Annotated in this window: 23 protein-coding genes; 3 read left to right on the top strand and 20 right to left on the bottom strand. The window is 54.2% G+C overall.

Annotation, left to right across the window (positions count from 1 at the left end; genetic code table 11):
• Positions 1–95: 95 nt before the first annotated feature.
• From deoC to AB5Z02_RS16775, 4 genes are all read right to left on the bottom strand, one after another.
• Complete coding sequence (gene deoC / locus AB5Z02_RS16760) at positions 96–869, bottom strand: deoxyribose-phosphate aldolase (protein ID WP_005340468.1); 774 nt, start codon at positions 867–869, stop codon at positions 96–98.
• A 424-nt stretch (positions 870–1,293) separates the two neighbouring features.
• Positions 1,294–1,464 (bottom strand): XapX domain-containing protein, encoded by a 171-nt coding sequence (locus AB5Z02_RS16765; protein ID WP_005340467.1) that lies wholly within the window; start codon positions 1,462–1,464, stop codon positions 1,294–1,296.
• Positions 1,465–1,589: 125 nt separating this feature from the next.
• Complete coding sequence (locus tag AB5Z02_RS16770; protein WP_005340466.1) at positions 1,590–2,864, bottom strand: NupC/NupG family nucleoside CNT transporter; 1,275 nt, start codon at positions 2,862–2,864, stop codon at positions 1,590–1,592.
• A gap of 222 nt (positions 2,865–3,086) precedes the next feature.
• Positions 3,087–3,860, bottom strand: a complete 774-nt coding sequence (locus tag AB5Z02_RS16775; protein WP_064338798.1) for a TatD family hydrolase — start codon at positions 3,858–3,860, stop codon at positions 3,087–3,089.
• 41 nt (positions 3,861–3,901) lie between these two features.
• On the opposite strand from AB5Z02_RS16775, the gene tppF reads away from it, so the two are divergent.
• Positions 3,902–4,525 (top strand): type IVa pilus pseudopilin TppF, encoded by a 624-nt coding sequence (tppF, locus tag AB5Z02_RS16780; RefSeq protein WP_272936820.1) that lies wholly within the window; start codon positions 3,902–3,904, stop codon positions 4,523–4,525.
• On the opposite strand, the gene AB5Z02_RS16785 is transcribed toward tppF, so the two are convergent.
• The 5 genes from AB5Z02_RS16785 to AB5Z02_RS16805 form a co-directional block, all read right to left on the bottom strand.
• On the bottom strand, positions 4,494–4,673 hold the full coding sequence (locus AB5Z02_RS16785) for a DUF5363 family protein (protein ID WP_081250401.1): 180 nt from the start codon (positions 4,671–4,673) through the stop codon (positions 4,494–4,496). The two genes, tppF and AB5Z02_RS16785, sit on opposite strands and share 32 nt — an antisense overlap.
• A gap of 177 nt (positions 4,674–4,850) precedes the next feature.
• Complete coding sequence (luxS, locus tag AB5Z02_RS16790) at positions 4,851–5,360, bottom strand: S-ribosylhomocysteine lyase (protein WP_005340462.1); 510 nt, start codon at positions 5,358–5,360, stop codon at positions 4,851–4,853.
• An 18-nt stretch (positions 5,361–5,378) separates the two neighbouring features.
• Complete coding sequence (locus tag AB5Z02_RS16795) at positions 5,379–5,972, bottom strand: hypothetical protein (RefSeq protein WP_013724120.1); 594 nt, start codon at positions 5,970–5,972, stop codon at positions 5,379–5,381.
• A 59-nt stretch (positions 5,973–6,031) separates the two neighbouring features.
• Positions 6,032–6,370 (bottom strand): nitrogen regulatory protein P-II, encoded by a 339-nt coding sequence (gene glnB, locus AB5Z02_RS16800; protein ID WP_005308848.1) that lies wholly within the window; start codon positions 6,368–6,370, stop codon positions 6,032–6,034.
• A gap of 9 nt (positions 6,371–6,379) precedes the next feature.
• Positions 6,380–8,002 (bottom strand): NAD+ synthase, encoded by a 1,623-nt coding sequence (locus AB5Z02_RS16805; RefSeq protein ID WP_139494921.1) that lies wholly within the window; start codon positions 8,000–8,002, stop codon positions 6,380–6,382.
• A gap of 146 nt (positions 8,003–8,148) precedes the next feature.
• On the opposite strand from AB5Z02_RS16805, the gene AB5Z02_RS16810 reads away from it, so the two are divergent.
• Both AB5Z02_RS16810 and AB5Z02_RS16815 read left to right on the top strand, forming a co-directional pair.
• Positions 8,149–8,679, top strand: a complete 531-nt coding sequence (locus tag AB5Z02_RS16810) for a GspH/FimT family pseudopilin (protein WP_179903958.1) — start codon at positions 8,149–8,151, stop codon at positions 8,677–8,679.
• 98 nt (positions 8,680–8,777) lie between these two features.
• Positions 8,778–9,305, top strand: a complete 528-nt coding sequence (locus tag AB5Z02_RS16815; RefSeq protein ID WP_201980486.1) for a GspH/FimT family protein — start codon at positions 8,778–8,780, stop codon at positions 9,303–9,305.
• 27 nt (positions 9,306–9,332) lie between these two features.
• On the opposite strand, the gene tapY2 is transcribed toward AB5Z02_RS16815, so the two are convergent.
• The 11 genes from tapY2 to ribF form a co-directional block, all read right to left on the bottom strand.
• A complete protein-coding gene (tapY2, locus tag AB5Z02_RS16820; RefSeq protein WP_043826141.1) occupies positions 9,333–9,614 on the bottom strand; it encodes a type IVa secretion system protein TapY2 in 282 nt (93 codons plus the stop codon).
• On the bottom strand, positions 9,611–13,273 hold the full coding sequence (locus tag AB5Z02_RS16825; RefSeq protein WP_368216508.1) for a pilus assembly protein: 3,663 nt from the start codon (positions 13,271–13,273) through the stop codon (positions 9,611–9,613). Before AB5Z02_RS16825 ends, tapY2 begins: the two co-directional genes overlap by 4 nt.
• 10 nt (positions 13,274–13,283) lie before the next feature.
• The gene (gene tppD, locus AB5Z02_RS16830) at positions 13,284–13,721 is read right to left on the bottom strand and encodes a type IVa pilus pseudopilin TppD (protein WP_108614305.1); all 438 of its coding nucleotides are present in this window, start codon (positions 13,719–13,721) and stop codon (positions 13,284–13,286) included.
• Complete coding sequence (locus AB5Z02_RS16835) at positions 13,718–14,713, bottom strand: PilW family protein (RefSeq protein ID WP_231720235.1); 996 nt, start codon at positions 14,711–14,713, stop codon at positions 13,718–13,720. Before AB5Z02_RS16835 ends, tppD begins: the two co-directional genes overlap by 4 nt.
• On the bottom strand, positions 14,710–15,279 hold the full coding sequence (pilV, locus tag AB5Z02_RS16840; RefSeq protein ID WP_231720236.1) for a type IV pilus modification protein PilV: 570 nt from the start codon (positions 15,277–15,279) through the stop codon (positions 14,710–14,712). The genes AB5Z02_RS16835 and pilV overlap by 4 nt, the downstream gene beginning before the upstream one ends.
• Positions 15,280–15,282: 3 nt before the next feature.
• Positions 15,283–15,687 (bottom strand): type IV pilin protein, encoded by a 405-nt coding sequence (locus tag AB5Z02_RS16845; protein ID WP_231720237.1) that lies wholly within the window; start codon positions 15,685–15,687, stop codon positions 15,283–15,285.
• A gap of 110 nt (positions 15,688–15,797) precedes the next feature.
• Complete coding sequence (ispH, locus tag AB5Z02_RS16850; protein WP_201906432.1) at positions 15,798–16,733, bottom strand: 4-hydroxy-3-methylbut-2-enyl diphosphate reductase; 936 nt, start codon at positions 16,731–16,733, stop codon at positions 15,798–15,800.
• Positions 16,733–17,185: an FKBP-type peptidyl-prolyl cis-trans isomerase gene (gene fkpB, locus AB5Z02_RS16855; protein ID WP_005341354.1), complete on the bottom strand. Its 453-nt coding sequence runs from the start codon at positions 17,183–17,185 to the stop codon at positions 16,733–16,735. The genes ispH and fkpB overlap by 1 nt, the downstream gene beginning before the upstream one ends.
• Positions 17,182–17,679 (bottom strand): signal peptidase II, encoded by a 498-nt coding sequence (gene lspA, locus AB5Z02_RS16860; RefSeq protein ID WP_005340447.1) that lies wholly within the window; start codon positions 17,677–17,679, stop codon positions 17,182–17,184. The genes fkpB and lspA overlap by 4 nt, the downstream gene beginning before the upstream one ends.
• The gene (gene ileS / locus AB5Z02_RS16865; RefSeq protein WP_368216509.1) at positions 17,679–20,540 is read right to left on the bottom strand and encodes an isoleucine--tRNA ligase; all 2,862 of its coding nucleotides are present in this window, start codon (positions 20,538–20,540) and stop codon (positions 17,679–17,681) included. The genes lspA and ileS overlap by 1 nt, the downstream gene beginning before the upstream one ends.
• Positions 20,540–21,514, bottom strand: coding sequence for a bifunctional riboflavin kinase/FAD synthetase (ribF, locus tag AB5Z02_RS16870; RefSeq protein WP_201953855.1), 975 nt, complete (start codon positions 21,512–21,514; stop codon positions 20,540–20,542). The genes ileS and ribF overlap by 1 nt, the downstream gene beginning before the upstream one ends.
• Positions 21,515–21,543 lie beyond the last annotated feature (29 nt).

The raw sequence follows: 21,543 nt of genomic DNA on the forward strand, positions 1-21,543 counted from the left end.
GCCATTGCTGGCGTTACACAAGCCTGAATCCTTGCCCGCACACCGCATGGTGGGGGCTAACAGGGCGGACAGCCGTCCGCCCTCTCATCAACCTATTAGTAACCGCTGGTGTTGGCTGGCTTGTCGCCATGCCCCAGAGTGGCCAGCAGACTGGCCAGCAGGCTGGATGCACCAAAGCGGAAGGTTCGGGCGGATACCCAGTCGTTGCCGAGGATCTCTTCGGCCATGGCCAGGTACTGACCGGCAACGGCGGCATCTTTCACGCCACCAGCAGGCTTGAAGCCGACTTTCGGATTCTTGGCCTTGATCACTTCCATCATGATGCGGGCCGCTTCTGGGGTTGCATTGACCGGCACCTTGCCGGTGGAGGTCTTGATGAAGTCGGCACCGGCATCGATACAGATTTCGGAAGCGCGACGGATCAGCGCCTCTTCTTTCAGCTCGCCGGTTTCGATGATCACTTTCAGCAGCACGTTGGCACCGCAGGCCTCTTTACAGGCTTTGACCAGATCAAAACCGATCTGTTCATTGCCAGCCATGAAGGCGCGATACGGGAACACCACGTCCACTTCGTCAGCACCGTAGGCGACAGCGGCACGGGTCTCGGCCACGGCGATCTCGATGTCGTCGTTGCCGTGCGGGAAGTTGGTCACGGTCGCAATGCGTACGTCGGCTGCGCCGATCTCACGCAGGGTCTTGCGAGCGATAGGGATAAAACGGGGGTAGATGCAGACGGCGGCGGTCAGGCCAGCCGGTGACTTGGCCTTATGGCACAGGTCGATCACCTTCTGATCGGTGTCGTCATCGTTCAGGGTGGTCAGGTCCATCAGGTTCAGGGCGCGCTGAGCGGCCACTTTCAGATCAGTCATTCTGTTCTCCAAAGTCTCGATTTAATCCAGATAACCGGGCACCACCATACCATCCAGCGATGGATGCACAGGCAGTAATCCCCAGCTATACGGGAATGGAATTACAGTGCGAAGGCACCGGCACTATCGGGATGCTATTCAAAACACCCTGCAGGCACTGCGACTGTAAATAAGGCAAGAGCCCTGTCACTTTCTTACAAAAGTGCGGACTTGGTTCCATGAAGACTTGAGAAAGGCCGACAACATCTGACCCGACTTCCCAATCAATTCCATTTGACCGCCAACACCCGATTTCATCGAGTATTAGTCATTGCCAGCACCCTGCTGGCAACGCCTATTTCAGCCGAGATACCCCCTGTTTGCAAGCCGGATTTGCCAATTTCAGAGGTACCTCACATCTGGCAAATCCAGGTCTAAAAAAGCCTTACGAAAAGAAACGAGTCAGGATCCAGGAGTAGGCCAATCCCCCCAAATAGACCCCAACGATCCCCATTACCCCGGACAAAACGGGAGGCGCAGGGATCGGCAATTTGAGGAAAGAAAACAACAAACCAACTATAAAGCCGGCCACCATCGCCAGTAGCACTTCATTCATATAACCTCCGATTTGACTCATTTTATTATTAGTTTAGATAGGAAAACGGTTGTCACCGCTCCATACGCGAACGCCACGGCAGATGCCGTGGCGTTCGTGTTTATACCCTGTCAGTCAGGCAGCGATTACATGCCGGACAGTGCCAGGAAGAAGCCTGCGATAGTGGCAGACATCAGGTTGGACAGAGAGCCAGCCAGTACGGCTTTCAGACCAAAGCGTGCAATGGTACCGCGGCGGTTCGGCGCCATGGACCCCAGACCACCCAGCAGGATGGCAACAGAGGAGAGGTTGGCAAAACCACACAGCGCGAAGGAGATGATCGCCTTGGTGTGATCGGACATGGCCACACCGTTGATCAGCACTTCGTCTTTCAGGTACGGAGCGAAGTTCAGGTAAGCCACGAACTCGTTCACTACCAACTTCTGACCGATGAAGGAACCAGCAACCACTGCTTCATTCCAAGGCACACCTATCAGGAAGGCCAGCGGGGAGAAGATCCAGCCCAACAGCAGTTCCAGAGAGAGTTGCGGATAACCGAACCAGCCACCCACACCGGAGAAGATACCGTTGATCATGGCGATCAGACCGATGAAGGCCAGCAGCATCGCGCCGACGTTCAGGGCCAGTTGCATACCGGCAGAGGCGCCAGCAGCAGCAGCGTCAATGACGTTGGCAGGCTTGTCATCCAGCTCGGCATCGGCAGAGCTTTCGTCATAGTTCGGGGTCTCGGTCTCGGGAACCAGCAGCTTGGCGAACAGAAGACCACCCGGTGCAGCCATGAAGGAGGCAGCAATCAGGTACTCCATCTTCACGCCCATGGAGGCGTAACCGGCCAGTACGGAACCGGCAACGGAAGCCAGACCACCACACATGACGGCGAACAGCTCGGAGTCAGTCATCTTGGCGATGTAAGGACGAACCACCAGCGGCGCTTCGGTCTGACCGACGAAGATGTTGGCGGTTGCAGAGAGGGATTCGGTGCGGGAAGTACCCAGTACTTTCTGCAGGCCGCCGCCCAGCAACTTGATGACCATCTGCATGATGCCCAGGTAATAGAGCACTGCAATCAGGGAAGAGAAGAAGATGATGACCGGCAGAACACGGAAGGCAAAGACAAAGCCGCCGCCACCGAACACTTCAAACATCTTGTTGCTGACCAGACCGCCAAACAGGAAGTCGATCCCGTTCTGGCCGTAGCTGATCACGCTGGATACCGCGTCGGACACGCCGACCAGGATATCGCGACCAACCGGAACATAGAGAACAAACGCCCCCAGACCGGCTTGAATTGCGAACGCACCGACAACGGTACGGACGTTGATTGCCTTGCGATTGCTGGAGAACAGCACCGCGATAAGGACGAGCGTCGCCATCCCTACCAGACCCATGAACAAATTCATTATTATCTTCCTCTAGTAGCACCTGGCTTGTTAGCGAGTTGTTATTAAACCCAACTAATCAAGGGGAGCGCATTATACTAATTAAAGTCCGATAAAATAGAATGCTGGTCACATTTTATCGTTATCAAAATGTCCAAGTGTCACAAAATTAGACAGCAAACGATTTTTACGCTCATTTTTTTTCCTGACAACTAAATCAGGTGTTGCGAATTTGTTTCATGGCTATTGGTCGTGATGGAAAATATGCCGGGCAGTTTCAAATAACACCTTGGCAACATCTGCCGATGATTCATCCCGCAATGTCATCAATATTTCCGCTATTTTCGGCAGCGCTTCCGGGGTATTCCGGGTGCCTTGCTCACCTTGTAAGGGCATATCGGGCGAATCGGTTTCCAGCACCAGAGCCTCGAGCGGCATAGCCCGAAATACCTCTCGCGTCTTGTTCGCCCGCTCAAAACTGATTACCCCGCCCACCCCGAGTCGAAAGCCCAGTTGCCAGAAGGCCTCCGCCTGCTGCAACGAACCGCTGAAAGCATGGATCACCCCGCCACGTGGCGGCTTGAAGCGGCGCAACAGCTTGGCCACAGTGTCATTGGCGCGCACCGAGTGGATCATCAGGGGGAGCCCGGCATCGGCAGCCAGCCGGATCTGAGCCTCAAACAGCGCAAGCTGTCCCTCCTGCGGCACTTGTGAACGGAGGTCCAGCCCGCACTCGCCAATGGCCACCAGGCTGGCAGGTTGGCTCATCACCAGCGTTCGCAGCCGCTCCATCACCCCCTCACGCTGCTCACCGGTATACCAGGGATGAATGCCCAAACCATAAAAGAGGCCGTCATGCTGATCTGCCAGTGCCATCACACGAGTCCAGTTATCCTCTGCGATGGCAGGAATGATATACTCCGTCACCCCTAATGCCCGACAACGGGCCAGCAGCGCCTCCCTGTCCTGGTCGAATACCGGAAAGTCGAGATGGCAATGGGTATCTATCAGCTGCATATCACTCACACCTGTTTGCGGTATTTAATGGGTCATTGAACATGATGAACAACAAAAACAACGGCTTTACCCTGATTGAACTGGTGCTGGTGATCATAGTGCTGGGGATCCTGGCCGTCACCGCCCTGCCCCGCTTTATCAATATCAAGGATGATGCCCTGAAAAGCACGGTCTCGGCGACCGCAGGCAGCTTTGCCAGTGCGGTACAGCTTGCTCATGCTGGCTGGGCGGTGAAGGCGAAGGGGGAGCCGCTGGCACTCTATAACTTTAGCGGCATGGGCAAGCAGGATCTCGACATCAACAGCTACGGCTGGCCGGTGGGCACCAAGGAGGATCAGAATGGTCAAGGGCCTGATGTCATATTTCCCGGTGGCGACAGCGATAAGATCTCCGTCAACAGCCGGGATGACTGCGAGAGCCTGTTCGGCGCCCTGCTCGACACCGATCTGACGGCGGTCGATGAACTCCATACCGATTCAAAGAGTGATTACATCTCCCGACTCATCCAGGCAAACGGGCAGGCTGATGGCACGCTTCGCCACGATAACTGCCGCTATATCCTGCGCGACTCAATCAACCGCTTCCAGATCAACTCGGATTATCTAAACGGCCTCGGCTTCGAGTACAACAGCGTTACCGGCGCCGTGACCCGCAATTTTGATTGAGCTCAGCCTCTTCTGCGCAAGCTCGCTCTTTGCTTGAATCATCATCATAACGAACCGGCGTGCAGCAGCGCCGGTTCTCCTGGGTGAGCCCCCACTCCTCGCACCACGCGTCATAACGGGCCAGCCAACGCAGCAATATCCCCTTCATCGTCACACCGCCTCCATCAGGTTCAGGTCAAAAACCATCCTAATCAGAGTCGGCAAGGGGAGCAAGTCATCCCCATAACCGCGATCGGGCGGAATAAAAAAGAGCCGGTCAGCATGGCTGACCGGCTCTTTTAACATTCCCTGAAGAGGTTATCCGATGAGCAACAGATCATCCGCCTCACAGGCTCTTCAGTTTTTCTTCCGGCAGTGCCAGCTCGTCGTTGTGGTTAACACCGATACCGCGCTCCAGCACATGACGGGCGATGGCGTGCGCCTCTTCCAGCGAGTGCATGCTGTAGGTGCCGCACTGATACTCGTTCAGCTCGGGGATCTTGGCCTGATCCTGCACGGTCAGCACGTCGCTCATGGCCGCCTGCCAAGCTGCACCAACACGGGCTTCGTCCGGCGCGCCGATCAGGCTCATGTAGAAGCCGGTACGGCAACCCATGGGGGAGATGTCGATGATCTCCACACCATTGCCGTTCAGATGATCACGCATAAAACCGGCGAACAGGTGCTCCAGCGTATGGATACCGCGCTCGGAGAGGATCTCCTGGTTCGGCACACAGAAACGCAGGTCGAACACGGTAATGGTGTCCTTGTTCGGGGTCTGCATGGTCTTGGCCACACGCACCGCTGGCGCTTCCATACGGGTGTGGTCAACGGTAAAACTGTCCAATAACGGCATTTCTGACTCCTGATTTGGTTACCAGAACCAGCCCCCACGGGAGAGCTGGTCCTTGCATTGACGGTACTGGGCGCCGTAGCGCTGGGCGCGAGCTTCCACTTTGCGAGAGGTCTTCATCAACCACCCCTTGCTGCGATAGCTGCCACGCCGGTAGCCACCCCACCCTTCGTGATAGTTGAGGTACTGACCATAGGCATCCCACTTGGAGGTGCCATTTAGCCGCTGGGCCTTGTTAGTGTACCAACCCATAAAATCGATGGCGTCGGCAAAGTCATCGCGGTCACTCCAGCTGTTGCCGGTTTCCCGCTGGTAATCAGCCCAGGTTTCATCTTTGACCTGAGCATAACCATAAGCCGAACTTGCCCGCCCGGTTGGGATGAAGAGGAAATACTGCATCGGCGGCTGGGCATCATGTACGTAAGAGGACTCCTGATACATCATGGCCATCACCACATGGATCGGCGTCCCCCACTTCTCGTTCATCTTGAGCGCGGCCTTGTGCCACTCAGGCTTCTCGCGAAAGATCTGGCACAGATTCTCCGGCTGGGCCGGTGGACGGGTACTGCAAGCAGTCAGGCCCGCCAACAGGCTTGCGACCACCACGAAGCGCATCCACCCCATCAAATGAGGCCACACTTCACGCCTCTGGTCAGGTAAAGAGATAGCCAAGGTCAGATCGCGTCTTCGTTCTCTTCGCCGGTACGGATACGAATGACACGCTCCACCTCGCAGACGAAGATCTTGCCATCACCAATCTTGCCGGTACGGGCGGTGTTCTGGATCGCTTCCAGGCAGGCATCGAGATCCTCGTCCTGCACCACCAGCTCCACCTTCACTTTCGGCAGGAAGTCGACCATATATTCGGCGCCGCGATAGAGCTCGGTATGGCCCTTCTGGCGACCGAAGCCTTTGACTTCGGATACGGTCATGCCGTTGATGCCGATCTCGGCCAGGGCCTCGCGCACATCGTCCAGCTTGAACGGTTTGATGATGGCTTCAATCTTCTTCATGGTGACTCCTTACCAGTTCTGTTTGCCGAACCCGGATGTAATAGGGTAACGGCGATCCTTACCAAAGTTGCGAGCCGTAATGCGGGGCCCGACTGCCGCCTGACGGCGCTTGTATTCGTTGAGATCCACCAGGCGGATCACCTTGCGCACCACCGCTTCCTCGAACCCTTCTGCCACCATGTCGGCGACCGAGGCATCCTCTTCCACGTAACGCTTGAGGATGGCATCCAAGATGTCGTATGGCGGCAGACTGTCCTGATCCACCTGATCCGGCGCCAGCTCCGCTGAAGGGGGGCGATCGATAACCCGCTGCGGGATCACGTAGTCAACCGAGTTGCGATATTCGCACAGCTTGAAGACCAGCGTCTTGGGCACATCTTTCAGCACGTCGAAACCGCCCGCCATGTCACCGTACAGCGTGGCATAACCCACCGCCATCTCGCTCTTGTTGCCGGTGGTCAGCACGATACGACGACGTTTGTTGGAGAGCGCCATCAGCAACACACCGCGGCAGCGGGCCTGCAGGTTCTCTTCTGTGGTATCGCGGGCGGTACCTTCAAACAACGGCGCCAGCTGGGTCATAAATCCTTCGAACATTGGCTCGATGGAGATGATGTTGAACTCAACCCCCATCCGCTCGGCCTGCTCCTTGGCATCTTCCACACTCATCTGGGCGGTATAGCGGAACGGCATCATCACCGCCTGCACCTTGTCGGCCCCGATGGCATCGGCCGCGATGGCCAACGTCAGCGCCGAGTCGATCCCACCGGAGAGACCCAGCACAGCGCCGTGGAAACCGTTCTTGGTAACGTAGTCGCGCACTGCCAGCACCAGCGCCTGATAGGTCTCGGCCAACGGCTCCAGCGGCGCAGCGGGTTCCCGCTCCTTCACCGGCTGGCCATCGGCAAAACGTACCAGCGCCAGCTCTTCGGCAAACGGGGCCAGTTTGTGGCTCAGCTCGCCCTGGCTGTTGAACACCTTGGAGCAGCCGTCGAAAATCAGCTCGTCCTGACCGCACACCTGATTGAGGTAGACCAGCGGCAGACCGGTCTGATCGCAGCGTTCGGCCATCAGCTCGCGGCGGATCCAGGGTTTCTCCTGATCATAGGGCGAGGCGTTGATGGTGAGCAGCAGTTCGGCCCCCGCTGCCTTGGCGGCCAGCGCCGGGCCCGGTTGCCAGAGGTCTTCGCAGATGAGCAGCCCCAGCTGGTGACCACGGAACGGCACCACGCAGGTCTCGGTTGCCGCGGTGAAGTAGCGCTTCTCATCAAACACGCCGTAGTTGGGCAAGTCCTGCTTGAAGTAACGGGCAATCAGCTTGCCCTGCTCATAGAGTGACGCCGCGTTGTAGAGCGCCTCCCCTTCACGCCAGGGATGCCCCACCAAAATGGCACAGTTGCCCTGCCATTCGGCAACACGAGCCAGCGCGGCCTCAACCCGGATCATCAGATCGGCACGCAGCAGCAGATCTTCCGGTGGATAGCCGGTCAGGGCCAGCTCGGAACAGACCAGCAGATCAGCGCCTTGCTGTTCGGCCTGAGCCGCCGCAGCGAGCACTTTGTCAGTGTTATCTTCGATGGCGCCTACCGTCAGATTCAACTGGGCAAGCATCAGAGAGAGGGCTTTTGCCATGGCGATGCATCTTGAATTCGAAAATGATGGGGAATGATAAAGAAAAGGGGGGCAATCTGCCAGTTCAAGACAGGCGTAACCGTGTGACAGCAACCAGTGGGAAGGATAAGCTGTAGATAGTCACGGAACGACAGGCCTTCGCAGATATGAAAAACGCCGGATTTACCCTGATGGAGTTGATGATAGCCATTGCACTGGGCGTCATTCTGTTGGGGATTGGTATTCCTTCCCTCTCTAACCTGCTTGGCAGCAATAATTTGGCGACCCAGGAAAAAAGCCTTCTCAACCACTTAAACTATGCCAGACAACAGGCTATCTCCAACCAGCAGACCGTCACGCTTTGCCTGACTACCGTGACACTGAGTAATAACATTGCAGTAGAAGGTTGCATCCCAGCCAATCAGCGTGGAACTAACCGGCTACTCGCCTTTATCGATAGTAATGGCGACCTGAAGCTTAATGGTAACGAAGCAACTATTGCTGCCAGTCCAGAGTTTCCTGCAGAAATGGCCATTTCTGCAGATGCACAGGCGCTGCGCTTCACCCCAGATGGCACCATTACGTCTGACAGCGAGGTCATCTTTTCACTCTGTGTAAGCGGCGAAAAGGGCGTTCAGATTGAAGTTATGCCTGCCGGGCGTGCCCATAGCCAGGCAAGTGGTGCTGTATGTCCATGACCAGCATTAACTACCGCGAAACACACACGAGCACAAAAGGATCCATTTCAATCCAGTAGCTATGCTTAGAGTCTCCTTTGAACAAGGACTCATACGCTATGGCACGAAATGGATTTACCCTGCTTGAGTTTTTAATATCTGCAAGCCTGACAACCATCCTGCTGACCTTGGGACTGCCGTCATTGGCAAATCTGCTGACATCTACCGACAGCGACATCTACACAAGAAACCTGCAGGACCACCTGATCTTCGGCCAACGGCAAGCTATCACACAGCAGCAACCCGTCACAGCCTGTCTTGCCATGCCTGTCATAAACTCCACAAAAGAAGGCTGTGTACTCGCAAATCAAACCGGCGCCCAGCGCATGCTTGTCTTTATCGACATCAATCAGGATCGCCAATTCGATATTGCAAGTGGCGATATCTTGTTATCAGCAACAGAACCCTTTCTTGAAAAACATACCGTGACGGCCAATCGACAATTTGTGCGATTCAGTCCAGATGGCACTGCGATTGGCACCAACATGACACTCCGGTTTTGTATCGACCAGGCACCTCGAGTCGATATCATCGTTTCCCCATCCGGCAGAAGCAGAAGCGAAAAAAAGGGGCTGAGTTGTTCTTAGCCCCTTTACACTACTCAATAACCAACGTTATCTGGGTTGGATTTCATCTTGTTTTTTTGCATCAGCCAGCGAAAAGGTGGCCGCCAAAGGAACGCACTCGATTACCTCTGTGACAAGATGCACCACCCCATCAATCTCATAACCTTTCTGTTTAAACACCCTGACCAGATTTGCCTTGCTCGTATCAGTTACCGGTTGCTGCAACACCATCTGCACGCCACCTTCCAGAGTGACATAACATTTTATGTCTTCCGTTTGGGCATGAACCAACAAGGGCAAGCCCACACACCAGAGCAGCATGCGTTTCATCCCTGTTCTCCTTCATAGAGATAGATTTTCTTGGGAGACATATCCATTTTTGCCTCTTCCGCACCTTGTGAGCATTCTCCTTCACCGGTACAGCGCTCAGGCTCTCCCTTCCCATCATCTTTGAGGATGACCTCCTTGCCGGGAGCACCACCTATAATCCTGATCCGGCCATCATCCCCACCATGAATAACCAGATCATCAGCAACCTTATTTTGCACCTCTACGTAACGCTGAATAACTTCCTGATTGTTGCTATCCAGTACATATTTGAAAGAAGTGCCATAGTGCATATCAATCATATATTGGCGCATGGCACCGATCGATTGAATCGAACATTGTTGGAAGTCCTGTACCTGAGGCAAGAAGGAGGTGAAATAGAGCTTGCCTTGCAACACCAAACCAGCCCCCATTGATTTTTCACCGCTTTCATTGAGCCAGAATTTCCATCCCAACTTGCTGGTCAACGCCTTGGTGGTGTTTACAATCTGCTCTTCATTCAAACCCGTAAAGGGATCGCTGGTCACATCATAGAGATCGTTCAGTGTGATACTTGATGGCACCGCTGGTTCAGACGTTGCCCCAAACAAGGTTGGATTAACATTGTAGTCACGTAGCATCACATACACATTTTGGGTTGTCGCCTCCGAGGAGGGGCGGTTTCTATCACCACTGCCTATCAATACGGCATCAAACGGACGCTCGCTGTAAAGATAATTTGTCCCATCATACTTCCAACCTTTATTGATGGTGCGCACCAATACCGGCTGGGTAAAGAAACGGCGATCATCTTCCAGCTTCTTGGCTGTTCCACTTAAATGTGCATTTCCCAAACTGGCAAACTTGATGGCCGTCCATTTGGATTTTTCTGTCCCCTTCATGTCGATGCGCCAGATCTGACCGCCGGTATCACCCGCATAAATCCGGTCAGATACACCATCTCCATCGCTGTCCAGCACAGAAACAGCGCCAGGCATGCTATAAACCATGCCTGCAACCTGTTTGTTGGTTGCACTGGCCACATCCGGGGTAAAGCTTAACAACAGCGTGCCGGCCTCAGCATCCACGATATAAATACCCAACCCTTCACTGTCTTCAGCCCCCTGGCCCAAATAGCTCTTGGCCTGATCATAACCTCCAGAGAATATCAGGACTGGCTTATAGGTTTTTTTACCATTGGTTTCTGTGTAATAACCGGGAATGAACGCAACCTCGGGGATCGACCAGGTCTCGCCCAGTTTGCTGAAACCGGCGCTGTTTTTATCCAACCGCCACATAAGCGAAGGGGAGTCCGGATCGGATATATTCAACGCATAATAGGCCTTGCCACCACCGCGCAACCCGGTAAATAACCACACTTTGTCACCTTGTGACGACTTGATATGACCATCTTTGACTTGCTCATTGACCAGCACAGTGGGCGATGAATCTACACCATATAGATGAGCCGATGAATCCAGGTTTTCTCGCAGCGCTTTCTGATTGGCAATAAATTGATAGGGCATAACGGCCCAGCTTTCATCAACCGTGGTGCCGCTGTCTTTAAACATATGCAAGAAGCCGGCATTACTTCCCATCACAATGCGCAAGTCAGGTGTACATGTAATCTGTCCTGTCGACTTTGTACAACCGTAGTTGATCACTAATGGCCGTGAATGCAGAGGGTCACCAAGAATATGCTCTCGAATATCCGTTTTTTCACCATCTTTATTTTCATCAAAAGCATCCATCCCCTTGATCCAATTAAGCAGTTCATCCATGCTATCCGCACCATCCAGCTTCATCACTGTGCGCAGCTCAGTAGCCCCACCTGCCATACTTTCAAGGGTTGACTTACTAAAGGAACTCAATTCACTTGTAGAAGGAGGAATAATATAAATATTACGGTTGGTTTTGGCTGCCAACATCTCTTGTACCCCCCCCTCGGCAACCTTGTTACCATCACTGGTGGATGACCAATAGGTTCTTGCTGACTCAAGAATTGTTCCATCACTGGATATCGCAGGTAAGCCACTCTGATCGACTACATAACCCTTATCTGGATTCAGAACCAGCTTTTTAAGATTGCCCTTCCATCGTGGACCAGAACCAGGCTCAAACATTGCATAATAAATATTATTCAGACTGCGAGTACGGTCAAAGTTATTAGTGGCAATGGCGGGGGAGACCAGCGAGGTATTCATTTTCAAGATAGCTAGTAATGATGATTTTAATGCTTCGTTAAGTTGGGTTGCATCGGTTGCCGGATAGTATTTACCCCCACCACGACGAGCGGTCTCTGCCAATAATGCACCGGCCCCCTTAATTGCTTCATCTCCAAAACCCACGGTGAATGTTGTGACTGTTTGTTTGCCAATAGCCGAGGTGTTTACATCATTGTTTTTCATATATCCGGCAAGTGCAGCAAGATAGCTTTTTTCACCAGAAGACCCATAACTAACCAAGCCGCCATAAGTAACCTTATCCTCTGTAGATAACGTGTTGATCAGGTTGGCGACAAGGGAATCTGCTGCTTTATCATTGGTTGGTTCACCATCTGTCATATAGATGATATAACCATTATTGGAGCATTTATCATAGGGGGTTTTATATATACCCGATGTTACTTCAGCATTGCTATCCCGCTTGGGAGTACGATTTACATCATCGTCACCAAAGTACACCCCCAAACCGCCAAAGTATCTATATGATTCATATAGTGTTTCACACAAGGGAGTCCAAGTGTCAGAGCTCAAACTATTTACCTTGTCAATCAAATCCTGCGCACCGCTTTTACCAGAGGTGAGGATGGCATCGTTACCTACAATATTGCGGATTATTCTTCCGCCATTTCTACTACCAGGTTCATTGCCATCATTGTAGTTAAAAACAGCCAGACCAAAATCGACAGCTGGCGTAGCCAAAACCAGTTCTTTGACTGCATCCTGAGCAACTTTCAATCGAGTTTGTGTTGACACACCTGTACTGCCGTAATACCAACGGACATAATTTGCCGTAAATAATGAGATCTGGGTAGAACTACCACTAGCAAGAGCATTGGCTACATTTGATGTGTAAAACCAGCTTCCCGTTGTGCGATTTGGCTTGTCAACGGGATAACCATCAACAATATATGTTGAATATGGGCCTGAATATTGATTGTTTGCGTTTTGCTCATCAATATCTTGCTGGCAATCTGCAATTATTATACTGTAAATATCAAAATCATTTAGAGAACGCCAACGCCCCTTTCTATTTTTATCATATATTTCATATCCCCAAACTCGTGACTGAAATCGGCCCACATTACTTAGAGGGCCTTTAGATGTCGCACATGCATTTAAATTCTCACTAAAACGTTTGGTACTGTTGATAGTGGGAACTTTTCCATCACTGGAGAAATAGATGAAGCGATTACTATTATTAACATCTGGATCATTAGCCAATGATGGATAACTTATCGATGAGTCATAAGGCTCTTTAGCAACTTCGGTTGTATTTTTCATACTCCCCGAGTTATCGAAAATAAAGAGCACCTTAGGGCGAAAGTCCCCCGCCTTGGCAAAGTCATAAATAAACAACTCGGTATCATCGGAATAACCAGTACCTACCGCCAAAGATGCCCCTGATATTCCGCAACACAATACCAGCAAGCTTGTAAACAAACAGTTCCTTATGTTCATCACCCGCCCCCTAATTGGCACTGAGCAGGGGCTGTTCTACCCCGGCGGTAAAGGTCATTTGGCTATTCACCTTGCCATAAGCACTGGATGTGGTGGCTTCAGCATAACGACAAGCTGGCGTTACATTCTGGCTACTGGCTTCAAATTTACGTTTGCATACACTTTCTGTATTGACTGTCAGAGTTGTAGCTGGAGTTGTAGTGCCTATTGCAGCTGAAACCCCAATAGCCTGTGTAGCAATTTGTGTTGAAAGAGAAGTATCGCTCAATGCAGACTCCAGAGTACCTTCAACTTCGTGCTCCGCCCGTTGCAAACTGGCACTAGAACCCGCCATCTTCAGACTCATACCACTGGATTGCATGACGACTACCGCAATCAGAGTCAAGGGAACCAGAATAACCAGTGCAACAATCAATGCTACACCCTGGTTTTTTTTAACCAATCTCATGTTCCACCTCGGGTGGTTATTTGTTGATTGCGTAATGCAATACTGCTTTCCAATAGCAGACGGCGATAACCATCACCACCACCATTAACCGTAATATTACCGAGTTGATAGCTATTGTTATTCTTATAGCGACTTGATTCCCGAGCGGCTCTAATCAGCAAGAAAAGCCGAGCACCCAATACTCGCCCCTCATTCCAGCGCTGTGTTGTCATTTGGTCCGTTGACATATATCTGTCTATGCGCCCATCAGGGATCAAGGAGTCGTCAACACCATACATCAACACCATATGTTCAACCCCTTCCGCCATGGCGCCACCAATCAGAGAAGAACCACCATTGACGGTCAAATAGCGCTTGCGTAAAACAGGAATACCATCTTCTTGTGACAGGTAATAAACGTAGTGCTGGTATTCCCAGATCTGGCTCTCATTATTGGCACCAAAGAGTGGTCTGGTTTCGCTTCCCTTGATGACTCTCGCCTCCTGACTATTGGTTGCCATATAAAAGCGGTTTGTATCCAATCCCTCTGATGCTGGTATAGGACGCCCTACCAGTCGCTTGATACTGATTACATCGGAGTTTGCCACTCGATCGTTGGCATCAATACAAGTAAAACCACTCAATCCTTTGCTTGCGGAGACCCGTGAAACCCAAAGCCCGCGAATTGGCCCAAGAGGTGATGGCAAACTACCGACAGAGCGCTCATCCAGACAATCGCTACTGGCAGGAACAATGCTGTCAGCACTGAGGCTCAGAGAAGAACCAACTTGTGTTGACTGACCAGTATAAGCTCCAAAAAAGCCAGCCCATTTGATATCCTGGCTAATCAACCGAATGGCCAATCGACCATTTTCCTGTAATTCACTTTGATCAAAGGCATCTTGAGAGCTGGAGCGAGACATCACAAAAACAGTGAATACCCCCGCCAACAAAAATAGACCGAGCAGCATAGCGACCAGCCACTCTACCAGCGTGAAACCGCGAGAATTCATAAAGTCGTCGTCAGAATAAACTGGCGCCTCGAAAGATTATTTGCTGTCGAGAGTTGACACTCATTGATCAGCGTTGCTGCGGCGGTGGCAGCCCCCCCATCAGATATCTCTTGCTTGCCAGCCCAGAATATCCCGACAGCCAATACATTATTGGCCCGCCGCACCACGCAGCCTATCGGTGAATTCAGGGAGGATGCAGCCCCCGAAACACTGGCCCCAAGCAGGGCTTGTTGCCAGTAGTGAAGGTCGGCATTACGTAAATCTGCAGCACTGCACGCGCTGATTGTGCCATCTGCGGCGGCGCATGTCGGACGTGGCAAGTTGGCGGCAAGATTAACGGTCACAGCACCGGATGCGGTCCAGCTATCGCGATTTATTCGTACTCGTTCAACCATATCGTTAGCCAACCAGCTGGCAATAGTGCGCTGACGAGCTTCATAACTGGCAAATTTTGAATGGGTTTGCAAAGCAACCAGACCAAGCAGCCCCAACGACAGGATGACTGCGGTGATCATCACCTCCAGCAGGCTGAATCCTCTCTCATGTGGTGAAACATGAATGACCATGGGCTATTCCCAACAGCTATTGCTAGCTGCACCGGAAGCACTTTTGACACCCAACTGATTAATGGAAAACACCGTGCAATCGGTATCTTTGGCTTGGGCTGTCGTCGAGCCAGCACTGGCTGACAAGGTGTAGGTGTTGCCTGATACGGCAATGGATAATTGATACAGACCATTCTCAGATGCACTACTGATACCAAGAGCAGCGGCAGAGGATGCATACTGATTGAAATCCATAAAATAGGTTTCTTGCCGATTGGCCGCATTCAACAGCATGCTCTTGGCTTCGACGCGCTGACTGGTCAGCACATATTGCTGATAAGCGGGATAAGCGATGGTGCCAAGAATCGCCACGATGGCGATGACAATCATCAACTCAATAAGAGAAAAGCCACGAAAGTATCCAATCATATCCCATCCTTGGTGACAGACTGTTTCATAAGTTTAACGCCGAGCCTGTCTCTTGAACAAACCCGGCGTCATTATCAACACACTTTATTCTTAAGCCTTCCTGGCTGCACTCAAATTATTCTAAGTTCGGGAGGAACCTCAAAGACTACGTTCTCTTCACGGCCAGGATGCTCGGCGACCACCTTGCCTCCCAGCTCCCGGAGGCGGGCAATAACGTTTTGCACCAGCACCTCGGGGGCGGATGCGCCAGCGGTGACGCCAATCGCCTTCACGCCTTCCAGCCAGCTCGCCTCAATCATCGACGCATCGTCGATAAGATAGGCTCTGGCACCCACCTTCTCGGCCAACTCGCGCAGACGGTTGGAGTTGGAGGAGTTACGCGACCCCACCACCAGCATGGCGTCCACCAGCCCCGCTATCTCCCGCACCGCATCCTGACGGTTCTGGGTGGCGTAGCAGATATCATCCTTGCGCGGCCCCTGGATCTTGGGGAAGTGCTTGCGCAGCGCATCGATAACATCAGAGGTCTCGTCCACGCTCAGGGTGGTCTGGGTGACAAAACAGAGGTCATCCGGATTCTTCACCTTGAGCTTGGCCACATCTTCCGGCGTCTCCACCAGATACATACCGCCTTCACGATTCTCGTACTGCCCCATGGTCCCGATCACCTCGGGGTGACCGGCGTGGCCGATGAGCACAGCCTCAGAGCCCTTACGGCTGGCGCGATGCACCTCCATGTGCACCTTGGTCACCAGCGGACAGGTGGCATCGAATACCTTGAGGGCGCGGGACTTGGCCATCTCGCGCACTGTCTTGGCCACACCGTGGGCAGAGAAGATGACGATGCTGTCATCCGGCACCTCGTCCAGCTCCTCGACGAAGACAGCGCCCGCCTCTTTCAGCTTGTTCACCACATAGCGGTTATGCACCACTTCGTGGCGGACATAGATGGGGGCACCGAACTTCTCCAGCGCGCTCTCGACAATACTGATGGCGCGATCGACACCGGCGCAAAAACCGCGAGGGTTAGCGAGCAGAATATCCATTAATGCACCTTCTCCTCATCATCAACGCCCAGGATCTCCACCTCGAAGGTGACGGTATGACCGGCCAGCGGGTGGTTGAAATCGACCGTGACCGACATCCCGGCTACCGCCCGGATAATGCCCGGCAGCTCGCTGCCATTGGGCTGATCGAACAGGATGATGGTGCCGACTTTTGGCTCCACATCGGCGCCAAATTTGGCACGGTCGAGATGGTAGATGTTGTCGGGGTTGGAGAGACCAAAGGCCTCTTCCGGCGCCAGAGTAAAACTCTTGCTCTCCCCTTCGCTCAGCCCCAGCAGACACTGCTCGAAGGTGGGAGTCAGGCTGCCATCGCCCATCCGCAGGCGGGCAGGTTTGCCGTGCAGCGCCGTGCTGTCGGCAACCGAGCCATCTTCCAGCTTGATGGAGAAGTGGAACAGCACGCTGCTGTTAGCGGTGATCTGCTGGCTCATGCCTGCTCCTTTTTCTCACCACGGAAACCGTCCAGCACAATCATGGCGGCCCCGATAAAGATAAAGCTGTCGGCCAGATTGAATGCCGGCCAGTGCGCACGCTGCCAGTAGAAGTCGAGGAAATCGACCACATGGCCCAACACCAGTCGATCAAAGACGTTGCCGAGGGCGCCGCCGATGATGAGTGAATAGGCGATACCGCTCCAACGCTGGGTCACCGACTGCTTGCGCAGCCAGTGGATCAGCAATCCACAGATGGCAAAAGCCAGCACCGCGAAGAACCAGCGCTGCCAGCCCCCCTGATCAGCCAGAAAGCTGAATGCGGCGCCCTTGTTGTAGACGTGAACCAGATTGAAGAAGGGGGTGATCTCCACCCCCGGGTAACCAAATGGCAGCAACTTGACCACGGCGAGCTTGCTCGCCTGGTCCAGAACAAAGGCCAGCACTGCCAGCCACAGCCAACGCAGGCCGCTTTTATGTTGAGTCATGTTCATCAGGCAAATTGACGAGTTTCGCCGTCACCCTCAACGTTGGTCACACAGCGACCACAGATCTCTTCGTGACCGGCTATGGTGCCCACATCTTCTACATGGTGCCAGCAGCGGTCGCACTTGGCGGCAGCAGACTGGGCCACGCTCAGCCACAGGTCATCACGCTCGGTCGCCACAGAGCCTTCCGGCGCAGTGTCAGCCTCAACCACATTGGCTTTGGAGGTGAGCAGCACGAAGCGCAGCTCATCAGCCAGGGCATTCAGGCGTGCAGCCAGCTCCGGCTTGGCAAACAGGGTCAGCTCGGCCTGCAGGGAGCCGCCGATGCGCTTCTCACCACGAGCCACTTCCAGCGCCTTGTTCACTTCACCGCGCACGGTGAGGATCTCGGCCCAGAACTCGTCGTTGAGGGTTTCACCCGCTTCCAGCCCGAACAGGCCGTCGTACCACTCTTCGGTGAAGACGAACTCGCCGCGCTCACCCGGCAGCAGGGCCCAGATTTCATCAGCGGTGAAGCTCATGATCGGCGCCATCCAGCGCACCATGGCCTCGGCGATGTGATAGAGGGCGGTCTGGCAAGAACGACGGGCCAGGCTGTCAGCCTTGGCGGTGTACTGGCGATCCTTGATGACGTCCAGATAGAAGGAGCCCATCTCGATGGAGCAGAACTGCATCAGCTTCTGGGTTACACCGTGGAAGTTGTACTCGTCGAATGCCGCCATGATCTCGGCCTGTACCGCTTTGGCACGACCCACAGCCCAGCGATCCACCACCACCATGTCGGCAGGTGCCACCATGTCGGTCGCCGGATTGAAGCCGTTCAGGTTGGCCAGCAGGAAGCGGGCAGTGTTGCGAATACGACGATAAGCATCGGCAGAGCGCTTGAGGATCTCGTCGGAGACAGTCATCTCGCCGGTGTAGTCAGTGCTCGCTACCCACAGACGCAGGATGTCTGCCCCCAGCTTGTTCATTACGTCCTGCGGGCTCACCACGTTGCCGATGGACTTGGACATCTTGCGACCCTGACCATCAACAGTGAAACCGTGAGTCAGCACCTGGTTGTACGGAGCCTTGTCTTTCATGGCCACGCCGATCATCAGGGAGGACATGAACCAGCCACGGTGCTGGTCAGAACCTTCCAGATACATGTCGGCCGGCTTGCCGTTGAACTCGGGACGGGCATCAACCACGGAAGCGTGGGTAGAACCGGAGTCAAACCAGACGTCCAGAGTGTCAGGCACCTTGTCATACATGTCGGCATCGCTACCCAGCAGCTCGGCCTTGTCCAGATCCCACCATGCCTGAATACCGGACTGCTCGACCCGCTTGGCGACTTCGTGCATCAGGCGCACGGATTCCGGATGCAGTTCCTGGGTCTCTTTGTGGACGAACAGGGAGATGGGCACACCCCAGGTGCGCTGACGGGAGATACACCAGTCAGGACGGTTCTCGACCATCGCCTGAATGCGGTTTTTACCCCAGGCCGGTACCCAGCCGCTCTGGCCTTGCTGGGCAATGCCGTCCTTCTCGATGCGCTCGATCTCTTCCAGTGCGCGCTTGCGCAGACCCTTCTGCTCCATGCTGATGAACCACTGCGGGGTAGCACGGAAGATGATCGGGGTCTTGTGACGCCAGCAGTGCGGATAGGAGTGGTTGAACACCTTGTGATGCAGCAGGGCACCGCGCTCGGTCAGCACTTCGATCACGGAGGCATTGGCCTTAAACACATGCTGGCCGGCAAACAGTTCGGTATCCGGCAGGTAAACACCGTTGCTGCCAACCGGGTTGGCCACTTCCAAACCGTACTTCTGACCGACCACGAAGTCTTCCTGACCGTGGCCAGGGGCGGTGTGTACGGCGCCGGTACCGGCATCCAGGGTAACGTGGTCACCCAGTACCACAGGCACGTCGAAGCTGTAGAAGGGGTGGTTGAAGCGCAGCAGCTCGAGCGCGGCGCCCTTGGCGTAACCCAGATTGTGGAACTTCTCGATACCGGCGCGATCCATCACATCCTTGACCAGCTCAGCGGCCAGAATCAGACGCTCGGGGTTCTCCCCTTCAACTTGCACCAGCGCATAGTCGAGGTCGGCGTGCATGGCGATGGCGCGGTTGGCTGGCAGGGTCCACGGAGTGGTGGTCCAGATCACCGCAGAGATCGGGCCCTTGCCGGTGTGGCCTTCGGCGCAGTCAAACTTGGCGGCAACGGTCGCCTCATCAACGGCCTTGAAGCGCACATCAATGGAGGGGGAGTTTTTGTCGTAGTACTCCACTTCGGCTTCAGCCAGCGCGGAGCCGCAATCGGTACACCAGTGCACCGGCTTGGAGCCTTTGTGCAAGTGGCCGTTTTCAACGATCTTGGCCATGGAGCGGATGATGTTGGCTTCGGTGCCAAAATCCATGGTCAGGTAGGGGTGTTCCCAGTCACCCAGCACACCCAGACGGATGAAGTCGGTCTTCTGCGCTTCGATCTGGGTCTTGGCGTATTTGCGGCACTCGGCGCGGAATTCGGCAGCGGAAACCTTCTCGCCCGGCTTGCCGACCATGCCTTCCACTTTCAGCTCGATAGGGAGACCGTGGCAATCCCAACCCGGCACATAGGGGGAATCGAAACCGGAGAGACCCTTGGACTTGATGATGATGTCTTTGAGGATCTTGTTGACCGAGTGACCGATGTGAATGTTGCCGTTCGCATAGGGGGGGCCATCGTGCAGAATGAAAGAAGGCTTGCCCGCTTTGGCGCGGCGAATAGCGCCGTAGAGATCCTGATCGTACCAACGTTTCAGCATGTTGGGTTCGCGCTTGGCCAGATCGCCACGCATCGGAAACTCGGTTTCCGGAAGATTCAGGGTGTGTTTATAGTCGCTCATCAGTCCTGGGTTCCCTTCTTTTCTAAAAGAGTGCTGGGTAAATTGAATTGTGGCAGCCCGAACCAGGCTCGGGCCGCCAGGGCATCTCGTTCGATCTGCTCTTTCAAGGCAGTGAAAGAGGCAAACTTCTGCTCTTCGCGCAGCTTGTGGCGAAGCAGCACCTTGACCTGCTGACCATATAGATCACCAGAAAAATCAAATAGATGTACTTCCAATCTGGCTTGTGTACCGCTCAAGGTCGGCCGTACACCCACATTGGCTACACCGGGGAAGGTCTTGCCGGAACATATCACTTCCACCGCAAACACGCCACCGACCGGGATCACCTGACGCTTGAGGGCCAGATTGGCGGTGGGAAAACCTATGGTGCGCCCCAGCTTGTCGCCGTGAGCCACCCGGCCGCTGATGGTGTAGGGACGGCCAAGCATCAGCTCCACTTCCGCCATCCGGCCCGCCTTAAGGGCTTCACGCACCAGGGTGCTGCTGACCCGCTGCCGTTCGAGCTGGAAGCTCTGGGTACTGATCACCTCGAACCCGAAGCGATGACCCGCCTCCTCCAGCAGGTGGAAGTCCCCTTCCCGCCCCTTGCCGAAGCGAAAATCATCGCCGACCACCAGATAGCGCACCCCGAGCTTCTCCACCAGCAACTGCTCGATGAAGGTCGAGGCACCCTGCTCGGCAAAGCGGTGGCTGAAGCGTACGCAGAGCATGCGATCGATATGCAGCCCCTGCAGCGCTTCGTACTTTTCCCGCAACCGGCTCAGCCGGGCGGGCGCTGCCGTGCCGGCAAACAGCTCCAGCGGCTGCGGCTCAAACAGCATGACGCAGGCGGGCAATCCCAGCTGGGCCGCTTTCTCCTTGAGACGTGCCAATACCGCATGGTGACCCTGATGAACCCCATCAAAGTTGCCAATGGTTAATACACATCCCCGGTGACGGGGCTTGAGATTGTGAATGCCGCGAATAAGCTCCATCAGTGCCTTGTGCGTTGCTGCCATGGAAA

The sequence above is a fragment of the Aeromonas sp. R2-3 genome, from assembly GCF_040908375.1.
Taxonomy (GTDB): domain Bacteria; phylum Pseudomonadota; class Gammaproteobacteria; order Enterobacterales; family Aeromonadaceae; genus Aeromonas; species Aeromonas veronii.

Bases quoted from the DNA above. Each gene is read 5' to 3' on its own strand.
- deoC (WP_005340468.1), bottom strand. From the start codon at position 869: ATGACTGATCTGAAAGTGGCCGCTCAGCGCGCCCTGAACCTGATGGAC.
- AB5Z02_RS16765 (WP_005340467.1), bottom strand. From the start codon at position 1,464: ATGAATGAAGTGCTACTGGCGATGGTGGCCGGCTTTATAGTTGGTTTG.
- AB5Z02_RS16770 (WP_005340466.1), bottom strand. From the start codon at position 2,864: ATGAATTTGTTCATGGGTCTGGTAGGGATGGCGACGCTCGTCCTTATC.
- AB5Z02_RS16775 (WP_064338798.1), bottom strand. From the start codon at position 3,860: ATGCAGCTGATAGATACCCATTGCCATCTCGACTTTCCGGTATTCGAC.
- tppF (WP_272936820.1), top strand. From the start codon at position 3,902: ATGATGAACAACAAAAACAACGGCTTTACCCTGATTGAACTGGTGCTG.
- AB5Z02_RS16785 (WP_081250401.1), bottom strand. From the start codon at position 4,673: ATGAAGGGGATATTGCTGCGTTGGCTGGCCCGTTATGACGCGTGGTGC.
- luxS (WP_005340462.1), bottom strand. From the start codon at position 5,360: ATGCCGTTATTGGACAGTTTTACCGTTGACCACACCCGTATGGAAGCG.
- AB5Z02_RS16795 (WP_013724120.1), bottom strand. From the start codon at position 5,972: ATGCGCTTCGTGGTGGTCGCAAGCCTGTTGGCGGGCCTGACTGCTTGC.
- glnB (WP_005308848.1), bottom strand. From the start codon at position 6,370: ATGAAGAAGATTGAAGCCATCATCAAACCGTTCAAGCTGGACGATGTG.
- AB5Z02_RS16805 (WP_139494921.1), bottom strand. From the start codon at position 8,002: ATGGCAAAAGCCCTCTCTCTGATGCTTGCCCAGTTGAATCTGACGGTA.
- AB5Z02_RS16810 (WP_179903958.1), top strand. From the start codon at position 8,149: ATGAAAAACGCCGGATTTACCCTGATGGAGTTGATGATAGCCATTGCA.
- AB5Z02_RS16815 (WP_201980486.1), top strand. From the start codon at position 8,778: ATGGCACGAAATGGATTTACCCTGCTTGAGTTTTTAATATCTGCAAGC.
- tapY2 (WP_043826141.1), bottom strand. From the start codon at position 9,614: ATGAAACGCATGCTGCTCTGGTGTGTGGGCTTGCCCTTGTTGGTTCAT.
- AB5Z02_RS16825 (WP_368216508.1), bottom strand. From the start codon at position 13,273: ATGAACATAAGGAACTGTTTGTTTACAAGCTTGCTGGTATTGTGTTGC.
- tppD (WP_108614305.1), bottom strand. From the start codon at position 13,721: ATGAGATTGGTTAAAAAAAACCAGGGTGTAGCATTGATTGTTGCACTG.
- AB5Z02_RS16835 (WP_231720235.1), bottom strand. From the start codon at position 14,713: ATGAATTCTCGCGGTTTCACGCTGGTAGAGTGGCTGGTCGCTATGCTG.
- pilV (WP_231720236.1), bottom strand. From the start codon at position 15,279: ATGGTCATTCATGTTTCACCACATGAGAGAGGATTCAGCCTGCTGGAG.
- AB5Z02_RS16845 (WP_231720237.1), bottom strand. From the start codon at position 15,687: ATGATTGGATACTTTCGTGGCTTTTCTCTTATTGAGTTGATGATTGTC.
- ispH (WP_201906432.1), bottom strand. From the start codon at position 16,733: ATGGATATTCTGCTCGCTAACCCTCGCGGTTTTTGCGCCGGTGTCGAT.
- fkpB (WP_005341354.1), bottom strand. From the start codon at position 17,185: ATGAGCCAGCAGATCACCGCTAACAGCAGCGTGCTGTTCCACTTCTCC.
- lspA (WP_005340447.1), bottom strand. From the start codon at position 17,679: ATGAACATGACTCAACATAAAAGCGGCCTGCGTTGGCTGTGGCTGGCA.
- ileS (WP_368216509.1), bottom strand. From the start codon at position 20,540: ATGAGCGACTATAAACACACCCTGAATCTTCCGGAAACCGAGTTTCCG.
- ribF (WP_201953855.1), bottom strand. From the start codon at position 21,514: ATGGAGCTTATTCGCGGCATTCACAATCTCAAGCCCCGTCACCGGGGA.